The sequence below is a fragment of the Janthinobacterium lividum genome (genome assembly GCF_011601275.1).
Taxonomy (GTDB): domain Bacteria; phylum Pseudomonadota; class Gammaproteobacteria; order Burkholderiales; family Burkholderiaceae_D; genus Janthinobacterium; species Janthinobacterium lividum_E.
Genome location: NZ_JAAOLY010000011.1, coordinates 144,747 through 165,518 on the forward strand (window position 1 = coordinate 144,747; position 20,772 = coordinate 165,518).

Annotated in this window: 15 protein-coding genes; 9 read left to right on the forward strand and 6 right to left on the reverse strand. The window is 62.6% G+C overall.

All coding sequences use genetic code 11. The features are described from left to right. Window positions 1-146 precede the first annotated feature (146 nt). The gene (locus tag GYK42_RS17785; RefSeq protein WP_046683207.1) at window positions 147-365 is read right to left on the reverse strand and encodes a SlyX family protein; all 219 of its coding nucleotides are present in this window, start codon (window positions 363-365) and stop codon (window positions 147-149) included. Between the two features lie 160 nt (window positions 366-525). On the opposite strand from GYK42_RS17785, the gene GYK42_RS29310 reads away from it, so the two are divergent. The 3 genes from GYK42_RS29310 to GYK42_RS17795 are packed head-to-tail and all read left to right on the forward strand — an operon-like array spanning window position 526 to window position 1,265. Continuing rightward, entirely contained in the window at window positions 526-726 is a 201-nt protein-coding gene (locus tag GYK42_RS29310; RefSeq protein WP_240943641.1) for a hypothetical protein, read from the forward strand. 3 nt (window positions 727-729) lie between these two features. After that, on the forward strand, window positions 730-912 hold the full coding sequence (locus GYK42_RS29315; RefSeq protein WP_240943642.1) for a hypothetical protein: 183 nt from the start codon (window positions 730-732) through the stop codon (window positions 910-912). Then, on the forward strand, window positions 909-1,265 hold the full coding sequence (locus tag GYK42_RS17795) for an addiction module antidote protein (protein ID WP_051991466.1): 357 nt from the start codon (window positions 909-911) through the stop codon (window positions 1,263-1,265). The genes GYK42_RS29315 and GYK42_RS17795 overlap by 4 nt, the downstream gene beginning before the upstream one ends. An 11-nt stretch (window positions 1,266-1,276) precedes the next feature. Here GYK42_RS17795 and GYK42_RS17800 read toward each other — a convergent pair whose 3' ends face one another. Then, window positions 1,277-3,337 (reverse strand): UvrD-helicase domain-containing protein, encoded by a 2,061-nt coding sequence (locus GYK42_RS17800; RefSeq protein ID WP_166448575.1) that lies wholly within the window; start codon window positions 3,335-3,337, stop codon window positions 1,277-1,279. Window positions 3,338-3,546: 209 nt separating this feature from the next. Between GYK42_RS17800 and GYK42_RS17805 the strand changes: the two genes are divergently transcribed. Then, on the forward strand, window positions 3,547-4,032 hold the full coding sequence (locus GYK42_RS17805) for an SRPBCC family protein (RefSeq protein ID WP_046683204.1): 486 nt from the start codon (window positions 3,547-3,549) through the stop codon (window positions 4,030-4,032). Window position 4,033: 1 nt separating this feature from the next. Here GYK42_RS17805 and GYK42_RS17810 read toward each other — a convergent pair whose 3' ends face one another. Then, window positions 4,034-5,155: an HD-GYP domain-containing protein gene (locus tag GYK42_RS17810; protein WP_346768111.1), complete on the reverse strand. Its 1,122-nt coding sequence runs from the start codon at window positions 5,153-5,155 to the stop codon at window positions 4,034-4,036. Between the two features lie 166 nt (window positions 5,156-5,321). Then, window positions 5,322-6,770 (reverse strand): dihydrolipoyl dehydrogenase, encoded by a 1,449-nt coding sequence (locus GYK42_RS17815; RefSeq protein WP_166448576.1) that lies wholly within the window; start codon window positions 6,768-6,770, stop codon window positions 5,322-5,324. 129 nt (window positions 6,771-6,899) lie between these two features. On the opposite strand from GYK42_RS17815, the gene GYK42_RS17820 reads away from it, so the two are divergent. Then, a complete protein-coding gene (locus GYK42_RS17820) occupies window positions 6,900-7,790 on the forward strand; it encodes an ArgP/LysG family DNA-binding transcriptional regulator (RefSeq protein WP_166448577.1) in 891 nt (296 codons plus the stop codon). Window position 7,791: 1 nt separating this feature from the next. Here GYK42_RS17820 and GYK42_RS17825 read toward each other — a convergent pair whose 3' ends face one another. Both GYK42_RS17825 and hemE read right to left on the reverse strand, forming a co-directional pair. Continuing rightward, complete coding sequence (locus GYK42_RS17825) at window positions 7,792-9,849, reverse strand: primosomal protein N' (RefSeq protein ID WP_166448578.1); 2,058 nt, start codon at window positions 9,847-9,849, stop codon at window positions 7,792-7,794. 841 nt (window positions 9,850-10,690) lie between these two features. Beyond that, window positions 10,691-11,776, reverse strand: a complete 1,086-nt coding sequence (gene hemE / locus GYK42_RS17830; RefSeq protein ID WP_035823084.1) for a uroporphyrinogen decarboxylase — start codon at window positions 11,774-11,776, stop codon at window positions 10,691-10,693. Window positions 11,777-11,975: 199 nt separating this feature from the next. Here hemE and GYK42_RS17835 point away from each other — a divergent pair, with 199 nt between their 5' ends. The 4 genes from GYK42_RS17835 (at window position 11,976) to GYK42_RS17850 (ending at window position 20,644) form a co-directional block, all read left to right on the forward strand. Continuing rightward, window positions 11,976-13,919: an alpha/beta hydrolase family protein gene (locus GYK42_RS17835; RefSeq protein ID WP_166448579.1), complete on the forward strand. Its 1,944-nt coding sequence runs from the start codon at window positions 11,976-11,978 to the stop codon at window positions 13,917-13,919. Beyond that, on the forward strand, window positions 13,916-18,085 hold the full coding sequence (locus tag GYK42_RS17840) for a DEAD/DEAH box helicase (RefSeq protein WP_166448580.1): 4,170 nt from the start codon (window positions 13,916-13,918) through the stop codon (window positions 18,083-18,085). The genes GYK42_RS17835 and GYK42_RS17840 overlap by 4 nt, the downstream gene beginning before the upstream one ends. Before the next feature lie 69 nt (window positions 18,086-18,154). Further along, window positions 18,155-18,643: a hypothetical protein gene (locus GYK42_RS17845; protein WP_166448581.1), complete on the forward strand. Its 489-nt coding sequence runs from the start codon at window positions 18,155-18,157 to the stop codon at window positions 18,641-18,643. A 141-nt stretch (window positions 18,644-18,784) separates the two neighbouring features. Next, window positions 18,785-20,644: a DUF885 domain-containing protein gene (locus tag GYK42_RS17850; protein ID WP_166448628.1), complete on the forward strand. Its 1,860-nt coding sequence runs from the start codon at window positions 18,785-18,787 to the stop codon at window positions 20,642-20,644. Window positions 20,645-20,772: the final 128 nt, after the last annotated feature.

Genomic DNA, 20,772 nt, shown 5'->3' on the forward strand with positions numbered 1-20,772 from the left:
TCAAGAAACGCAAGAGAGCCGCGATTGTGTCGCGGGCCAGCCTGAAATAATAACAGCCTGAAACACTTGCGTCACCAGCAACTACCGATGGTAGCGCGCCCGCCAGTGATGAACGGTTTTCATGTGTCCCGCGTCACGATGCCGATTTAGTAATGCGGCGGACGCTCGTTCACCAGCCCGCCATTTGCCTGCTGCGCCCCGTCGCGCACATGTTCGCCCAGCTTGTGCAGCATCGCCTCGAGCTGGTCGATGCGCTTGCCCTGCTGGTACACCATCTGGTTCAGCGACTCGACCAGATCTTCCTGCTGCGCCAGCTTGATTTCGATATCGACGAAACGTATTTCCATCTGTTCTGCATTGTCCATGGTGCTCTCGGTGGTTCCTGACTGAAAGCGGCATTCTACCGCCGTCGCGGCGTGAGCCAGGACAAACAAGCGGCATTCTTCCGGAAGCGGTGCCGATTTCTGCCTATTCTCTCCGTATGGCTGAATCAAACCGCTTGACGAATGAGAACAAACGATTACAATGGACGTATCCACTTTGCCTGACTTGATCGACACGCGCAAGACAGCTGAATACCGCCGCTGGGAAGACTCCCTGCACGACGTGGCGGCCGCCGCCATCGATGCACGCATCAAGCATTTGCAGCACGGTAAAAAGGGCGACTGGCGGCCCGTGGGCGAAGGCGTGTGCGAGTTGCGTTTTTTACAGACGGGACCGGGCTGACGCGTGTATTTTCACGAGACCAACCTGGGCACCCTGATCTTGCTGCTGCTCGGTGGCGACAAGTCGAGCCAGCGGCGCGACATCAAGCACGCGCAGGCGATACTGCAAACATTGAAGGCCCAACAGGCGGCCATCCGGAAGCAAAAAGCGGCGGCCAGCCCATCGACAGGAGCACGAAAAAAATGAACGACCATACTGACGCTGACGGCTTCGACCTCGACGACCTCGACGCACTGGGATTGAGCAAATTTGATCCGACGCAACACCTGACCAGCAAGGAAGCCGTGGCCGCCTACATGAGCGAAATCGTCGCCACCGGCAATGCCGAGCTGTTCCAGTCCGCCATGAATGACGTGGTGCGCGCCTACGGCATGGGCAAGGTGGCGGCCCGGGCCGACATCACGCGCGAAGGCGCGTATAAAGCCTTGCGCGAAGGCAGCAAGCCACGCTTTGAAACCATTTTAAAAATGCTCGATGCGCTAGGCATGCAGCTGGCCATCGTACCGAAAACCACGCCCGACGGCGCCGTGGAAGCGTGAACGTTCTTTAGTTAAACTTTCGGCGCAGCCAGCAAGGCCTTCATGCGCGCCAGGCGTTCTTTCGGCGAAATCACTTCCGCCTCCGTCGGCACGGCGTCGCCCACGTCGAGTTCCATTTCCTTGATGAAGCGCGACGGGTCGCAATGGACTTGCTCGCCGGCCCGCTTGCGCTTCTTGCACCACGTGATGTGCAAGGTGCGCTGCGCCCGCGTGATGCCCACGTACATCAAGCGCCGCTCTTCCTGGATGCGCGCGGCGATGGTTTCGGCCGGCGCGTCAGGATCGCCCTTGTGCGGCAAGATGCCTTCTTCCACACCGACCAGAAACACGTGCGGAAACTCGAGGCCTTTCGACGCGTGCAGGGTCGACATGCGCACGGCGTCCTGCTCCTCGTCCTTGCCCTCGAGCATGGTCATCAAGGCCACCATCTGCGTCAATTCCAGCACGTTCTTTTCTTCGCCGTCGCGGTCCTTGCCACCCCGGCCCCGTTCCTTGAGCCAGTTGACGAATTCCAGCACGTTCTGCCACTTGCTTTGCGCTTGGCGTTCCTCGAAAGCATCGTACAGATACGATTCGTAGTGGATTTCCTTCATCATGTCGTCCAGCACTTCGGCCGCGTTGTCGCCGCTGCCGGCCGCGCCGGGACGGCTGGCGCGCGATTCGAGGTCGTTGATGAAGTTGCAGAAGTCGCGCAGCGGCCCCAGCTGGCGGTCCGTCAGCTTGGCCTCGATGCCGCCCTTGAAGACGGCCTGGAACAGCGAGCACTGCCACTGCCCCGAGAACGCACCGAGCACCTCCAGAGTCGACTGGCCCACGCCACGGCGCGGCGTCGTCACGGCGCGGATGAAGGCCGGGTCGTCGTCTTCGTTCGCCAGCAAACGCAGATAGCTGATGATGTCCTTGATCTCGGCCTTGTCGAAGAAGCTCTGGCCGCCCGAGATCGTGTACGGGATGCGTTCCTTGCGCAAGCACTGCTCGATGATGCGCGCCTGGTGATTGCCCCGGTACAAAATCGCGTAATCGGAAAATTTGTTCTTGCGTTCAAAATGGTCGGCCGAGATCATGATGGCGACCTGTTCCGCCTCCTGCTCGTCCGTCTGCATGCCCAGCACCTTGATCGGCTCGCCCAGGCCGTGTTCCGACCACAGCGACTTTTCAAACAGTTTAGGATTGTTGCCGATGACGGCATTGGCGGCGTTCAGCACGCGCATGGTGGAGCGGTAATTCTGCTCCAGCTTGATCACGCGCAAATCGGGGAAATCCGTCTCCAGGGTTTTCAGGTTTTCCACGGTGGCGCCGCGCCACGCGTAAATCGCCTGGTCGTCGTCGCCCACGGCCGTAAACATCGGCTTCTTGCCGATGCCCGTCACCATCAGTTTCACCAGTTCGTACTGGCAGGTGTTCGTATCCTGGTATTCATCGACGAGCAGGTAGCGCAGGCGGCGCTGCCACTTGTCGCGCACGGGCCCGTTGTTGCGGAACAGTTCCACGGGCAGGCGGATCAGATCGTCGAAATCGACGGCCTGGTAGGCGGACAAGGTGGCCACATAGCTGCGGTAGATGCGCGCCGCGTTCGCTTCGTCCTCATCCTTGGCTTGCGCCAGGGCCATGTCCGGATCGATCAGGCCATTTTTCCACAGGGACATGGCATTCTGGATGCCGCGTATGACCTGTTTATCGGTGGTAATGGCAAGATCTTGCACGAGGGAAAAGCAGTCGTCGCTGTCCATGATGGAAAAGCGGTCCTTCAAGCCCACGCCATTGGCTTCCTGGCGCAGGATTTTCACGCCCAGCGAGTGGAAAGTCGAGACCGTCAACTGCTTGGCCTGGCGCGGCTGTTTCAACAGCTTGGCGATACGTTCCTGCATTTCCAGCGCCGCCTTGTTGGTGAACGTCAGCGCGGCGATGGTGCGCGGGTCATAGCCCCGGTCTTCGATCAGATGGGCGATCTTTTGCGTGATCACGCGCGTCTTGCCCGAACCGGCGCCCGCCAGCACGAGGCAAGGGCCGTCGAGGTAGGTAACCGCTTCGCTTTGGGGCGCATTCAGACCGAACTGTGGTGCTTTGGACATCAGGGTATTTCCGCAGGGAACAGCAGCCCATTGTAACAGCGTCGCGCAGGCTATTTGCATGGCGGACCCTGCCCGAAAAACAGGCAATGGCATTGATATATCGCCATATGCCGCCATCTTGGCCGATTCAATGCGTGCGGCGATGCCACGCCTGGAGTACCATTCCGCCTATATCGCCCGTGCGCATCCACTTACCGAATGGCAGTCCCATGAAATTTGAACACCTGATTGAAATCAACGATCCCTTGAACCCGCTAATCGACACCTTGACCCTGGAACAAGTCTGGCGCGGCCTGGTCTTGCGCGCCGAGTCGCCGAAACTGTTCGTGCCGCACCTCGACGAGTGCCAGATCAGCGAGCGCAGCGATGCCGGTTTCGCGCGCAGCCTGCGCTATGGCGAACTGGTCATCAACGACAAGGTGGTGCTGATACCGCAACTGCAGGTGCGCTACGAAGTGCCGGCGCAACAGGATATCAGCGCCTCCTCATTGGTGATGACCATCGAAATGCCCGACGAAGCGAGCATGTGGGTGCGCTTCCAGTACGACGACGGCCACGACGCGGCCACCGATGCGGCCAACGCCCTGTACGACGACTTCCGCCGCTCGGCCTACAAGGAGTCCGACATCGACACGGTGCGCATCATGCGCGAGCTGGCGCTCGAGGGACGGCTCGACGCGGGTCTGCTGAACTAAATCAAACCCGCGCGCTGCGCCCCAACAGCTGATCGGGGCGAAACTGCAAGCCCGCCTGCTCGGCGCTCAGCACTTCGCGAATCGCATGCAAGTCCACGCGCGTATCGCGCCGCAGCGGCACGTCCAGGCGCGCGCCGCGGGGGCCGACCAGCGACTGCACATGGGGCGTGGCGGCATTCAGTCCCTTGCGCGTGACGACGCCGACCTCCCCATTCAACAGTTTTACGAAGGTGCCGACCGGGTAGATGCCCAGCTCGCGCACCAGCAGGGACGCCAGCGGCGCATCCAGGGTAGCCTTGTCGGCCATCAGCATTTCGCGCAGGGCCACGTTCGGCAGCAAGGGCTGGCGGTAGCTGCGCTTCGATACGCGCGCGCAATAGCGGTCGGCCAGCATGATCAGGCGCGCACCGATGCCGATCGCCTCGCCTTGCGTACCCAGCGGATAGCCGCTGCCATCGATATTTTCATGGTGCTGCAGCACGGCTTGCAGCCAGACGGCGTCCGTCACACCCGCCGCGCGCAGCAATTCGACACCCGCTTGCGGATGGGCCCGCAAATAGGCGCGTTCCTGCGCGTCCAGCGGCCCCGCCTTGTGCTGGAAATGGGCGTGGCGTTCCAGCATGCCCACATTCATGCTCAGCGCGGCCAGCACCACACTGCGGATCACGCCGTCATCGAGCTTCAGGGCGCGCGCCAGCAAGGCCGTGATGACGGCCGTGTCGACGCTGTGGCGCACGGCAAAGTCGCCCGCGCCCTGGTTGTGCAAAATGCAGGCCTGCGCCACGTCGGCGTCCAGAACAACGGCCTCTTCCACCAGCTGCGCCAGCGGCGCGAGGGATGCATGGCTGCCCGCCTGCCCGGCGACAATGGCCGGCAAGACGAGGGCCAGTCCAGCCGTGACAAGGTTCAGCATGCGCAGCGCCGACGGCGCTTCCGTGGCCGTGCGCGGCACCTCGGCACTGGTATCGGCGATGACGCCGCGCGCCAGCAGCAATGCGATCTGGTTCTCGCTGCTGATGACATGGCCCAGCCTGGCCAGCAAGCTGCCCGTTTCGCCATGCACGTCCCAAGGCAGGGCCACGCCCAGGGCGAGTTCTCCCGCGTAAATGCGCCGAATTTTCACATCGTCTCCGTGTCATCGCCAGCCGCTGCCCTTTTTACCATTGCGGCATGGGCGGCATGTGCCAATTGAAATGTTTTTTGCTTTTAATCAATATTTCAATGTGGCAGCGATGATCGCGCAATCATGTGAGCTTGTCTACAAAATTATGTAAATCATAAAGTTGCCTTCAAGGTCCCGGTGTGCAATCAGCGCAGCCGGGCGCATGTTCCGGGTCTTTTTCCAGGTGCAACGCCAGTTCGCGCAAGGCCGTGCGCACGCCTTCCTCGATGACGGGGTGGTAAAACGGCATGTCGAGCATGGCCGGCACCGTCAACTGGGCCTGGCACGCCCAGGCCAACAAATGGCCCAGGTGTTCCGCCCGTGGACCGATCAGCTCGGCGCCGAGAAAACGCTTGCTGCCGAACTCCGCATACACGCGCAGCAAGCCCTGGTTTTGCAGCATCACGCGGCTGCGGCCCTGGTTGCCGAACGACACGGCACCCACGGCAAAGCGGCCCGCGTGGCTCACGCACAATTGCTGGTACGTGGCGCCCAGGGTGGCGATCTGCGGCTCCGTGAAGGCGATCGTCAAGGGCGTCCGGCGCAAGCCCGGCTTCACATTGGGAAAGTGCGCCGCGTTGTCGCCCGCGATGCGGCCCTCGTCGGCCGCTTCGGGCAGCAGCGGTAGTTCGTTGTCGGCATCGCCGGCGATGAAGATGGCGCTCTTGCCGCATTGCATGGTGTGCGGGTCATGCAGGGGAATGCCATGGCGGTCGAGCTCGATTTGCGCCGTTTCCAGGCCGATCTTGTCCACGTTCGGTGCGCGGCCGATGGCGGCCAGCACATATTCGAACTGCTCGGTTTTTTCCACGCCGGCGTCATCGCTACTGGTCAGCAGGATGCCGCTGCCATCGACGGTTTTTTCCATGCGCGCGACCTTGGTCATGAAACGGATATCGAGTTCGCGCGCCAGCACGGCGTCCGCCTCGCGCAGCACCAGCGGATCCGTCAGCTGCGCGACTTTATTGCCGCGCGCAAACAGAGTCACGCGCACGCCCAGCCGCGTCAGCGCCTGGCCCAGTTCCAGGCCGATGACGCCGCTGCCGACCACGGCCACGGAGCTGGGCAAATCCGTCCACTCGAACACGGCATCGCTGGTGATGAGACGCTCGCCCGCCGCTTGCCACTCGGGCGGCACGATGGGCGTGGAACCGGTGGCGATCACCACGCTGGTGGCTTCGACGATCGTATGCTCATCCACCTGCAGCTTGCCTGGTCCGATGAAACGTGCATGGCCGCGCAGTTTCTCTTCGTCGGGGATGGCGTTGACGCCGTCGAGCACGAAGCCGACAAAGCGGTCGCGCTCGCTGCGCACCCTGGCCATCACTTGCCGGCCATCGATGCGCACGGGCCCCGGATGCACGCCGAAACCGGGCGCGGCGGCCACGGCATGGGCCGCCTCGGCCGCTGCGATCAAGAGTTTGCTGGGCATGCAGCCCACCCTGGCGCAGGTCGTGCCGTACGGCCCGCTTTCGATCATCAGCACGCGCTTGCCCTGCATGCGCGCCGCCCTGTGCGCCGTCATGCCGGCCGTACCGCTGCCGATCACGGCCACATCCACTTGTATCGTCTTCATGGTGCTATCCATCTCATTGAGGTTGCTCATAGCGTTCGATACTACCCGTTTGCCAAAAATAAGGTTTTACTTTGCAGCAATATATGCATTAGTATAACTAATCATTTTCAAAATTTATAAGCTGAGCTAATGGGATCACTCGATTATCGCGCGCTGGCCGTGCTGGACGCCGTGGCCAGCCATGGCAGTTTCGACAAGGCCGCCCTGGCGCTGGGCATCACCCAGTCGGCCGTCTCGCAGCGCATCAAGGCGCTGGAAGACGCCAGCGGGCGATTGCTGATCATCCGTGGCCAGCCCGCCGTGCCGACGGGCCTGGGCCAGCGCCTGATCGTGCATCACCGCAACGTCAAGCTGATGGAAGCATCGCTCGACATCGACCTGGGCAATAGCGTCAGCATGCCGGAAATCGCCATCGCCATCGATGCCGACAGCCTGGCCACGTGGTTCCCCGGCACCTTGTCCGCCCTGCTGGCGCCGCCGCGCTGCCAGCTCGACGTGCGCCTGGCCGACAGCGACGGCGCCTTGCAGATGGTGCGCGACGGCTCCGTGTTTGGCTGCGTGGCAGCCGAATCCGGCACGGCCATCGACGCGGCGGCCGCCACCAGCGTCACGCCGCTGGGTACCTTGCGCTATGTCTGCGTGGCAACACCCGTGTTTGCCGGGCACTGGTTCGGTGATGGTTTTATTGCCGAGGCGGTCCAACTGGCGCCCGCCGTCGTGGGCCAGCACAGCTTGCTGGCGCGTTTCCTCGCTGAACAATTGAGCATGCGCGAACCGTTTCCGCACCATACTTTACCGGTGGAAGCAGCGCGCCGCGGCTGCGTCCAGGATGGCCTGGCCTACGGCCTGATGCCGCAGCGCCTGGCCGCGCCAGCGCTGGCGACGGAAAGACTGGTCGATCTGATGCCGGGCAGCACCCTGGACGTGCCGCTGAGCTGGCACGCCTGGACCCTGGACACGCCGTTTACCAAGCTGCTGTCCGAGCAGATCGTCAAGTCCGCCCGCGATTACCTGCAGTAATTCAAATATCGAGCGGGTCCACTTCCAGCGACCATTTCACGCGCGTCTTCATGGCGCGCAATGCAGTGAGCCATTCCTTCAGGAACGCCTGCAGCGCCGGCCGCGAGCTCGATTCGAGCAGCAGCTGGGCGCGGTCCACGTTGTAGACGCGCGTCATGCTCATGGGAATCGGGTCATTGATGGTCACCTGCGGGTGTTCCATGCATTCTTTCGCCGCCTGCAGGAATTCGATGGCCGTGGCCAGCTCGGGCGCTTCGGCGCGCAGCAGGGCCTGGAACAGGTACGGCGGCAGCGCCGCTTGCGCCCGCTCTTCCAGCAAGGTCGTGGCGAAGTGGTCGTAATCGTGGTTGACGACGGCGTCGTACAGCGGATGGCGCGCATAGCGCGTCTGGATCAGCACCTCGGAAACGCTGCCACCTTCCGTCTGCGCGGCCCGTCCGGCCCGGCCCGCCACCTGCATCAATTGCGCGAACAGCCGTTCGCTGGCCCGGTAATCCTGCGAAAACAGGGCTGTGTCCGGATTCAAAATGCCGACCAGGGTCAGCTTTTTGAAATCGTGGCCCTTGGCCACCATCTGCGTGCCGATCAGAATATCCACTTCGCCCCGGTGCACGGTGTCGAACGCCTCCTGCGCGCTGCCCTTCTTGCGCGTGGAATCGGCGTCGATGCGCAAGATACGCGCCTCGGGAAACAATTGCTGCAAGCCCTCTTCCACCCTTTGCGTACCGCGGCCCAGCGGCTGCAAGTCGACGTTGCCGCACGTGGGGCAATGGCGGGGAATGCGCAACTCCAGGCTGCAATGGTGGCAGCGCAGGCGGTGTTCGGGCTTGTGCAGCACCATGAACGAGGTGCAGCGCGTGCAATTGCTGATCCAGCCGCACGATTCGCAGCAGATCACGGGGGAATAGCCGCGCCGGTTCAGGAACAGCAGCGACTGCTCGCCGCGCTCCATGCGCAGTTTCAAGGCGGCTACCAGATGCGAAGTCAGCCCATCTTTCGGCTTGTCGCGCTCCATGTCGAGTATCTTGACGCGCGGCAACACCGCATTCTTGACGGCCCGTTCGCGCAATTCCAGCTTGCGGTAGCGCCCCGTCTGTGCGTGGTGCCAGCTTTCCAGCGACGGCGTGGCCGAACCGAGCACGATGGGAATCTGTAATTGCCAGGCGCGCCACACGGCCAGGTCGCGCGCCGAATAGCGCAAGCCTTCCTGCTGCTTGTAGGAAGGATCGTGTTCCTCGTCGATGACGATCAGTTTGAGCTTCGGCAAGGAGGCCAGGATGGCCAGTCGCGTGCCAAGCACGATGCGCGCCTGGCCCTGGTGGGCAGCCAGCCAGTGCAGCATGCGCTCGCCTTCGGACAGGCTGCTGTGCAAGGTGGCCAGCATGACGCCGGGAAAGCGCGCGCGGATATTGCCTTCCAGCTGGGGCGTGAGGTTGATTTCCGGCACCAGAATCAGGATTTGCGCATCGTCCTCGCGCGCCAGCACCTGGGCGCAGGCTTGCAGATACACTTCCGTCTTGCCGCTACCCGTCACGCCGTACAGCAAGGTGGGCTTGAAACCCTGGGCGCCGCCGATGGCGTCTGCCGCTTCTTGCTGGGCGGCATTCAGGGCCGGCATGTTCAGCGGCGTGCCGTCGTGCGCATCGGCCAGCTTGGCCAGCTTCTTGATGGCGCGGTCCAGCGCCACGGTGGTGAGCACGCGCAAATTCTTCGGCAGACCCGGCAGGGCCACTTCACCGAGCGGGCGCTGGTAGTAATCGGCGGCAAAGGCGGCCAGCGCCAGCCACTGTTCCGACAGCGGGGCCAACTGGCTGCGCACGGCCAGAACGTCCTTCAATTTCGCGGCGGGCACGTCGGTGCTGTCGGACACGCCGACGATCAGCCCCATCACTTCGCGCCGGCCGAACGGCACCAGCGCCAGCTGCCCCACTTGCGGCAGCGGTGCGGCGGCCTCTGCGCCGGCATCGGCCACCGCGTTCCAGCGGTAGTCGAACAGGGCGTTCAAGGGCGTGTCGAGCGCGATTTTCAGGATGCACGACGTCAAAATGCACTGCGACATGGGGGGTGGGCCTATCTCAATAAAAAAGCGCGCCGCAGGATCGATGGCGCGCGGAATGTCAGGCATCAAGCCAGCGGGCCATGATACTTGTTTCGTCCATCAAACGCCTAACGGCGAACAGGACAGCATGTCATCGTGCCTGAAGAAAATTCTGTGGATAACTTTGTGGACAAAGCAAAATTAACTTTCAGAAAAATGTGGACAGAAAATTTCGATCGCCGTCAAGAGCGGCACGAAAGAAAAATTAACCTTTTAAAATCAATGACTTAAAAATTGACGCCCGCGAGGCTGGAAATCGGCAGGACATTCCCGCCGCTGTGCATAACTGAACCATTTGTAATGTATTTATACAGAAATCAGCACCATTTTGAGGCGTCCGAGCGGGAAAAACGGGGGCGGCATGCGGCAAAGTTGACAATTGCCGGGCAAGCGTTCGTTTTTATCTGCCGGCCGGCGAAACATTGTTCAATTATCATGCAGTGCAACATACACTTCACGTGAAACCTGAACATCGGCGCTAAGTATCGGTTAACAAAATACTTTTCAATTTTATCCACAGAATCTGTTGATAACTTTGTGGACAATGAAGGAATAAGGAAGGCGAACGAAAGAATAACCTTATCAATAGCAACAAAGTCCGCCGAACAATGGATTTTTTATGTCTTAATAATCAAGTACTTGCGAAGCGTCCCCGGGCATGGCTTTGACACTGCCTCTTATTTCCGCAGCAAAAAAAAATGTGCATAAGTCGGTATTTCTTGCTAAGGCGCAGCAAAGAAAAAGGCAGGCTTCCGCTGGAAAGCCTGCCTTTTCTGCCCCTGCGCCAGGGGAAAACGAATGCTTACTGGCCGCTGCGCATGGCGCGGCTCATGCTGTGCACGGCTTCCACCATGGCTTCCACGGATTCCGGCGGCGTGAACTGGGAAATGCCATGGCCCAGGTTGAACACGTGGCCCGTGCCGGCCGATGGCGCGCCGAAGGCGTTGAGCACTTTCGCCACTTCGGCGCGGATCTGATCCGGGCTGGCGAACAGGATGGCCGGGTCGAGGTTGCCCTGCAAGCCCACTTTATGGCCCACCAGCTGGCGCGCGCGCGTCAGGTTGACGGTCCAGTCCAGGCCCACGGCATCGGCGCCGATGTCGGCGATCTGCTCGATCCACTGGCCGCCGCCCTTGGTAAACACGATGGCGGGAATCTTGACGCCATCCTTGTCGCGTTTCAGCTGCGCCACCACTTGCTGCATGTAGGCCAGCGAGAATTCCTGGTAGGCGCCGTCGGCCAGCGCACCGCCCCAGGAATCGAAAATCATCACGGCTTGCGCGCCAGCATCGATTTGCGCATTCAGGTATTGCGCCACGGAAGTGGCGTTGATGGCCAGGATGTGGTGCATCAGGTCCGGGCGGTTGTACAGCATCTTCTTGATGGTGTGGAATTCTTTCGAACCGCCGCCTTCCACCATGTAGCACGCCAGGGTCCACGGGCTGCCGGAAAAACCGATCAGCGGCACGCGGCCGTTGAGTTCCGTGCGGATTTGCGTGACGGCCTTGAAAACATAGTCGAGCGACTCCAGGTCCGGCACTTGCAATGCCTTCACATCCTGTTCCGTGCGCAGCGGACGCTCGAATTTCGGTCCTTCGCCATCGGCGAAGTACAGGCCCAGGCCCATGGCGTCCGGCACCGTCAGGATGTCGGAAAACAGAATCGCCGCGTCGAGCGGGAAACGCTCCAACGGCTGCAAGGTCACTTCGGTGGCGTAATCGGGATTCTTTGCCAGGCCCAGGAAAGAGCCTGCCCGTTCGCGCGTGGCGCGGTATTCGGGCAAATAGCGACCGGCCTGGCGCATCAGCCAGACAGGCGTGTGCTCGGTCGGCTGGCGCAGCAAAGCGCGCAGGAAAGTATCATTCTGGAGCGGAGCAAATTGTGGCATGGCAGGCAATCGAGCTTGGAGAAGCGGTATTATCGCATCCAATCGCCGCCATTTCATTGATTCCGGTGCCGCTTTGCAGCATTTGCCATGCACAGCGATCACTTTCGTTGTGCCTGCCCTTCCATTATGATGATGAACGCCGCCGCGCTGCCTGACGCCGCCTGGAGGCCCCCTCTTTCCACCACGACACGGAGCCCGCATGACCTCGACCGCATCCAGCACCCCTTATGGCATCTGGCCATCGCCGATCAGCGCGGCCATCGTCGCCGCCGGCGCCTCGCCGCTGGCGCAGCTGGCCCTGGGCGGTGCGGATGGGGCCGACGTGTTCTGGCTGGCCGGACGCGCCAGCGAGGCGGGCCGCAACACACTGCTGCGCCAGCGCGGCGCGCGTGTCGACGAACTGACGCCGGCACCGTTCAATGTGCGCACCCGCGTGCATGAATACGGCGGCGGCGCGTATGCCGTGGCCGGCGATACCGTGTATTTCTCGCATTTCGCCGACAATTGCCTGTACCGCGTGGCCGGCGACGGCGCACCCGAAGCGTTCACCACGGGCGGCAACACGCGCCACGCGGACTTCGTTGTCGATGCGGCGCGTGCGCGCCTGATCGCCGTGCGCGAGCAACATCCGGACGCAGGCCATGCGCAGCCGGAAAACTGCCTGGCCGCCGTTGGCTTCGACGGGCGCGAAACGGTGCTGGCACGGGGCCACGATTTTTATGCCGCGCCGCGCTTGTCGCCGGACGGCAACCAGCTGGCCTGGATCAGCTGGGACCACCCGCGCCTGCCGTGGCAGGGCACGGAACTGTGGCTGGCCGACGTGCACGCGGACGGCAGCCTCGGTTCGCCACGCCTGATCGCCGGCGGTGCGCGCGAATCGATCTGCCAGCCGGAATGGTCGCCGAACGGCTTGCTGCATTTCGTCTCCGACAGCAGCGGCTGGTGGAATCTGTACCGCCTGCACGGCGCCGACATCGAGGCCCTGTGCCCGATGGAAGCGGAATTTGCCACGCCGCACTGGACCTTCGGCGGCAGCATGTACGGTTTTCTTTCCGACGACGAGATCGTCTGCACGTATATCCAGGCCGGCATCAGCTACCTGGCGCAATTGAACGTGGCGGCGGCCAAGCTCGAGCCGATTCCCCACCCGTACCAGGAAATCCGCGAACTGCGCGTGGGTCCCGGCTTTGTCGCGCTGCTGGGCGGCAGCCCGACCATCGCGCTGGAACTGGCGCGCATCGATTTGGCTAACCATGAGCTGGAAGTGCTGACCCAATCGATCGCACAATTGCCCGCGCTCGAGTATCTGTCCGTGCCGCGCAGCTTGAGTTTCCCAAGCAGCAATGGCCGCACGGCCTACGCCTTCTTTTACGCACCCACGAATGGCGACGTGCAGGCGCCCGCGGGAACATTACCTCCCGTCATCGTCATCAGCCATGGCGGCCCCACCAGCATGGCCAGCAATACCTTGAAACTGGCGACGCAGTACTGGACCAGCCGCGGCATCGGCGTGCTCGACGTCAACTATGGCGGCAGCAGCGGCTTCGGCCGCGAATACCGCGACGCGCTGCGCGGGCAATGGGGCATCGTCGACGTGGAAGACTGCATCGCCGGCGCGCGCTACCTGGCCGCCAACGGCCTGGCCGACCCGGAGCGCCTGATCATCCGCGGCGGCAGCGCGGGCGGCCTGACGACCCTGTGCGCATTGACCTTCCACGACGTCTTCAAGGCCGGAGCCAGCTACTATGGCGTATCCGACCTGAAGGGCCTGGACGACGATTCGCACAAGTTCGAATCGCGCTACACCGACTACCTGATCGCTTCGCAGCCGCAAGCCGAGGCGCTGTACCGCGAGCGCTCGCCCATCCACCACACGGATAAACTGTCGCGCCCGATGATTTTCTTCCAGGGCCTCGACGACAAGGTCGTGCCGCCGCAACAGTCGCAGCTGATGGTCGACGCCCTGCAGGCGCGCGGCGTACCCGTCGCGTACGTGCCGCTCGAAGGCGAAGGACACGGCTTCCGCAAGGCGGAAAACATCGTACGCACCCTGGACGCGGAACTGTATTTCTACCAGCGCGTGTTCGGCCTGCCCGTGGCGGCCGGCGAGCCGCCCGTCCACATCGCCAATTTGCCCGCATGACAGACCAGCTCTTGCTTGACGAATTTGCCGCCCTGGAGCGGCACGAACAGATGATCCTGGCCTTGCTGGCCATCGCGGGCGAACCGGTGGGCAAGCATGCCGTGTATGAACACTTGCAGCGCGCCAATGTCGTCGAGCCGGACGGCACGCCGTTCGCCCTGCTCACCGTCACGAACATGCTGCAGCATTTGACGCGGCACGCGCTGGCGTCCGAAGTGGTGGGACGGGGCTTCGCCTGCGAAGCAAAATTGCGCTGGCCCGCCATGCGCGCGGCCATCGAACACCTGGTGTTTCGCGACCTGTGCCAGGCCATCGAGCTGATCAACCCCGTACGCCGCAACTGGGATGGCTATGTGGAATTGCGCAGCTACCGGCAAGGCGTCGCGCGCCTGCGCATCGCCCTGCTGCGCAACGACGAGGTGCGCCACGTGGCCGCCATCCTGGCCGCCTGCATGGCCTGCTATGAAGCGCAGCAGCTGCATCCGCTGATCGAGATTTTCGGCCGGCCGTTCGAGCCGGAAATGCTGTCTTTCGTCATGCCGCAGCTGCAGGATGACATCCTCGCCGTGCTGCTGGGCAACGCCCCGCGCGAACCGGCCACGGCGCATGCCATCCGCACGTATGCACGCGCCCACCACGCGCGCCAGGCGGCCGCCGGCGACCATATCGGCGCCGCCCTGCCGCTGGCCCTGGCCGAAGACGCCCTGCTGTGCGGCGAACTCGACGCAGCCGCCCGTTACCTGGCAGGCCAGCAGGGACCGCAGGCGCTGTTTGTCGACAGCAGCATCGCCCTGTTGCGCGGCGAACATGCGCACGCCGTGGCGGGCTTCGAAACGGCCTTGAAAGGGCTGCGCAAGGAAACAGGCAAGCGCAAGCTGTGCTTCACGGGCATCGGCGGCCATTTGTACGTGTTGGCCCTGCTGCGCGGCAACGACGCCAAGCTGCTGAAAAACGCGGAAACCTATCTCGATATCGCCCTGCACGCGCAGCCGAACCACGACAGCATCGTCTACCAGCAACTCAATACCTTGCGCCTCGTGCGCGCCGGCGTGCAGCTGGCGGAAAGCATCCCCACGCGCAGCTGGGAAACGGGACTGCAGGCGCAGCTGTTCCAGGCCCTGCTGTACTACTGGCTGGCCCTGCCGCAACTGGCCGAACGCAAGGACCAGTTGCGAGCGCTGGTGCAGCAGGCCGACGCGGCAGGCTACGATTTGATCGCGGCCCAGGCGGCAGGCTTGCTGGGCTTGATGGGCGAGCCACAGCAGGAGCGCTATGCCACGGCCAAGCGGGCGCAACATGGATTGACGGACATGGCGCCGTGGTTCGAGCGCCAGGAAGCGTGGCAGCGCCAGCTGAGCGCCCTCATCAACCTGCAGCAGAATGCGCCCGCCGAAGCGCTGGGCGGCGTCTCCCGCCTGGTGTGGCTGGTGGCGTTCGACCCGCGCTTTGGTCTCACCGCCGTGGAAGTGCGCGAGCAGAAACGCGATGCGCGCGGCGGCTGGAGCAAGGGTCGCGCCATGGGTCTCAAACGCCTGGCCGAGGAAGCGGGCGACATCGATTTCCTCACGCCGCAAGACGCCCGCGCGGCGGGCAGCATCGCACCTTTTAAACAATACTATTCATCGGCGCCCCGCTATGAAGTCGAGCTGGACAAGGCCGCCGTCCTGCTCGTCGGCCACCCGCTCGTGTTCTGGCTCGACAACCCCGACACGCGCGTGGAACTGATCGCCGGCGCACCCGAGCTCCTGATCAAGTCGCACGAGGGGCAGCTGTGGCTGGGCATGCAGCCGCCGCTGCCCGACAGCGGCAGCAATGTCGTGGTGCAGCGCGAGACGCCAACGCGCCTGCGCGTCGTGCACATCCTCGACGAGCACCGGCGCATCGGCGCCATCGTGGGCCTGGGCCTGTCCGTGCCGCTGCATGCGGAGAAACAGGTGATGCAGGCGATCGGCGCCATCTCGTCCATGGTCACTGTGCAATCGGACATCGGCGGCGGCGCCAGCGACGCGGAAGCGATCACGGCCGACCACCGCCTGCACGTGCACCTGCTGCCCTACCAGCAGGGCCTGAAAATGCAGATTTTAGTCCGCCCGCTGCTCGACAACGGCGCCTATTACGCGCCGGGCAGCGGCGCCGAAAGCGTGTTTGCCGACGTGGCGGGCCGGGCCGTTCAAGCGCGGCGCGACCTGAACGCGGAACGCGAAGCGCAGCGCCAGCTCATTGGTAAATGCCTGGTGCTGGAAGAGGCGCAAGAAGAGCATGGCGAATGGCTGCTGGGCCAGCCTGCGCTGGGCCTGCAACTGCTGGTGGAGCTGCAGGCGCTCGATCCTGCCAACGTGCTGCTGGCCTGGCCGGAAGGCGAAACCATGCGCGTGTCGAAACGCATCGACAGCGGCCAGATGCGCTTGAATATCAAGAGCGAAAAAGACTGGTTTGCCGCCAGCGGCGAAGTGCGGATCGATGAAGACAAGGTGATGGATTTGCGCGCCCTGCTCGACTTGATGCAGAACAATAAAAGCCGCTTCGTGGCCCTGGGCGACAACCAGTTCCTGGCCCTCAGCGACGAATTGCACCGGCGCCTGTCCGAGCTGGCCGCGTATGGCGAAGCGCATGCCGATGGCGTGCACATCCACCCGCTGGCCGCCTTCGCGCTGGAAGAGCTGGCCAGCGATGCGGGCGGCGTCAAGGCGGACAAACTGTGGCGCGAACACTTGCTGCGCCTGCGCGCCCTCGATGATTATCAGCCGCAGCTGCCCAGCACCTTGCAGGCGGACTTGCGCGACTACCAGCTGGCTGGCTTTGAATGGCTGGCGCGCCTGGCGCACTGGGGCGTGGGCGCCTGCCTGGCCGACGACATGGGGCTCGGCAAGACCTTGCAGGCGCTGGCATTGATCCTGGCGCGCGCGCCGAACGGCCCGACCCTCGTCGTCGCCCCCACGTCCGTCTGCATGAACTGGATCAGCGAAGCGCAGCGCTTCGCGCCCACCTTGAACATCAAACTGTTCGGCAGCGGCGACCGCGCCGACATGCTGGAAACATTGCAACCCTTCGACGTGGTGGTGGCCAGCTATGGCTTGCTGCAGCAGGAAGCGGCCATGTTTGCCGGCGTGCACTGGCATACGATCGTGCTCGACGAAGCGCAGGCGATCAAGAATGGCGCCACCAAACGCTCGCAAGCCGTGATGGCCCTGCAAGGCGATTTTCGCATGGTGGCCAGCGGCACGCCGCTGGAAAACCACCTGGGCGAATTGTGGAATCTGTTCCGCTTCATCAACCCCGGTTTGCTGGGCACCCTCGACCAGTTCAATTTGCGCTTCGCCGGGCCGATTGAAAAGGACCAGGATAAACGGGCGGCGGCCGGTGCGCGCTTGCGCTTGCGCCGATTGATCGCGCCGTTCATCTTGCGCCGCACCAAGACGCAAGTGCTGTCGGAATTGCCATCGCGCACGGAAATCGTGCTGGAAGTGGAATTGTCGCCGCAGGAAACGGCGCTGTACGAATCGTTGCGCCGCGAAGCGCTGGAAAAGCTGGCCATGGTGGAAGGGCCGGCGTCCAAGAAAGCCATCCAGATCCTGGCCGAGATCATGAAGCTGCGCCGCGCCTGCTGCAATCCGCAACTGGTGGCGCCGGAATTGGGCCTGGCCAGCAGCAAGCTGGCGGCCTTCGCCCAACTGCTATCGGGCTTGCTGGAAAACCGCCACAAGGTACTCGTCTTCAGCCAGTTCGTCGACCATCTGACCCTGATCCGCCAGCATCTCGAGCAGCATGGCGTGCGCTACCAGTATCTCGACGGCAGCACGCCCATGCAGGAACGCAAGCGCCGCGTCGATGCATTCCAGGCGGGCGAAGGTGATGTCTTCCTGATCAGCCTGAAGGCGGGCGGCATGGGCATCAATTTGACGGCCGCCGATTACGTGATCCACATGGACCCATGGTGGAACCCGGCCGTGGAAGACCAGGCCTCGGACCGCGCCCACCGCATGGGCCAATTGCGTCCCGTCACCATCTACCGCCTGGTGGCCAAGCACACGATCGAGGAAGGCATCGTCGAATTGCACCAGCACAAGCGCGACCTGGCCGACAGCCTGTTGGAAGGCAGCGACGCGGCCGCGCGCATGTCGGCCAATGACATGCTGGGCATGCTGCAGGAAGGGTTGAAGCGATGAGATTGAAAAAATGAGCGGCGCCGCCGCGTTCCATGCGATGATCGTTTTTCCGTTTTTCTTTCCTGCCCCATGACCGACTTTATCGCCACCAGCGCCGGCCAGCGCGCGACCTTCCTGTGCGGCAAATCCTGGACCGCTTACGCCAGCACCTTCGTCATTGCCGTGCTGCTGTTCTTTGCCGCCCTGCCGCTGGCCTTCAAGTACAACACGCGCGCCGCCTTTGTCGTGCTGATCGGCTCGGCCCTGATCGTCGGCTACCGCCTGCTGACGATACGCAGCTACCAGCTGTACTACGACGAGGCGGGCGTGTGGCTGGCCTCCGGCATCTTGCCGTGGAAAAAGAAACTCACGGGCGTCAAATGGCGCGACATGGATGAAGCCGTCTATGAAACGAACTTCTGGAGCTGGCTGTTCCAGTCCTACACGGTACGCGTCAGCCAGCGCTACACGCAGGAAACGGAGATCCACGCCACCGGCATGGCGCGCGGCAAGGATGCCGTGGCGGCCATCAATGCGCGCCACCAGGAGCTGCTGCACGGCAGCGCCATCGTCGTCTAGCGCCGCAGGGGCAATTAGTGCTAATCTTTAGGCCGCCCAGGCAAGCAAGGCCAACCTTTCAATAGTTGTTTGTTACTTATATTATCAGTTTATTATTTTCTGATAGGAACAAACGACAAAATATTCAAGAGATAAACTATGCTGACAAGAAATAAAGTTGCGCTCGCCGCATTGATGATGGCCTTTACCCTGACACCAGCCAGCGCCGCCAAGAAGCCGCAGAAAAGCGGCAAGGCCAGCACCAGCAGCAGCAAGAAAAAAACCGGCGCCAAGAAGGCGGCCGTCGCCACGGCCGCGACAGCAGCCACGATCGCGGCCGTCGCCAGCGAGAACAGCAGCGACCGCTCCATGAATAACCTGAGCGGCCAATTCCTCACGGCCCTGTGGCGCCTGGATCCGGAAAGCGCGATTTCGGTCGGTAAGTACGATGGCGCCGCCAACCTGAGCATTCCCGACGCGGCCAGCCGCCAGAAGCAACTGGCCTTTATCGAAGAATGGCTGGGCAAGTTCGGCAAGCTGAACGCCGGCAAAATGTCGGACAAGCAGCGCACCGACCTGGCCTTGCTGACCAATAAACTGCAATCGGACCGCTGGTATCTGACCACCTTCCGCGAATTCGAATGGAATCCCGCCCAGTACAACGTGGCCGGTTCCATCGACTTCATCCTGAACACGGAATACGCGGCCCAGCCGCAGCGCCTGCGCACCTTGCTCAAGCGCATCGCCACCGTGCCGCAATATTATGCGGCTGCACGCGCCAGCATCGTCAATCCCACGCGCGAACACACGCAGCTGGCCATCGCCCAGAGCGCCGGCGTGCTCAGCGTGCTTGACGACCTGAACAAGACGGCACAGGGCTCCATCCTGACACCGACGGAAAAACAGTTGTACAACGCGCGCATCGCCGCAGCCCGCACGGCCGTGCAAGGCTATGCGGCCTGGCTGACGGAACTGGATGCGGCGCTGGCGCAGAACGGCAATGCGCGCTCCTTCCGCATCGGCAAGGATTTATATGAACAGAAATTTGCCTACGATATCCAGGCCAGCGTGAGCGCCGAGCAGATGTACCAGAAGGCCCTGGCCGCGCGCGAAAAGCTGCTCGAGCACATGGATAGCCTGTCCGACGAGCTGTGGGTGAAAACCATGGGCGCCACGGCCAAGCCGGCGGACCGCACGGCAAAGATCGGCATGGTGATCGACAAGCTCTCCAGCAACCACGTGGCGGCCGCCGACTTCGTGCCGGAAATCCGCCGCCAGATCCCGGAACTGCAGGAATGGGTGACCAGCCACAACCTGCTGACGATGGACCCGAAAAAGCCTCTGGTCGTGCGTGAAACACCCGCTTACCAGCGCGGCGTGGCCGGCGCCAGCATCGAGGCGCCCGGCCCCTACCGTCCACAGGACCGCACCTATTACAACGTGACGCCGCTCGATGGCGAAACGCCGGAACAGGCGGAAAGCAGCTTGCGCGAATACAACCACTGGATCTTGCAGATCCTGAATATCCACGAAGCCATCCCCGGCCATTACACGCAGCTCGTCTACGCCAACAAGTCGCCGTCCCTGGTCAAATCGATCTTCGGCAATGGCGCCATGATCGAAGGCTGGGCCGTGTATGGCGAACGCATGATGCTCGAATCGGGCTATGGCAACAACGCGCCGGAAATGTGGCTGATGTATTCGAAGTGGAACTTGCGCAGCGTCACCAACACCATCCTCGACTACAGCGTGCACGTGCTGGGCATGACGGAAGCGCAAGCGCTCGACCTGCTGACGCGGCAGGCCTTCCAGACCCAGCGTGAAGCCAAGGAAAAATGGCGCCGCGTGCAACTGAGCTCGGTGCAACTGACCAGCTATTTCAGCGGCTACAGCGAAATCATGGACTTGCGCGAACAGCGCAAGCAAGCGCTGGGCAGCAAGTTCGTGCTGAAGGATTTCCACGAACAATTCCTCAGCTACGGCAGCGCGCCCGTAAAAGTCATCAAGGAATTGATGAATTAACTCGTACGCATCTCATCGTGCAAAGGGCGCTGCGGCGCCCTTTTTTATGCTTCCCTCCCGCGTTTGCGCCAGCGCAAACCATCCCGCTCCATGGGCGTTAATCTGCTGTGAAGGCAGGCGCCACCGCA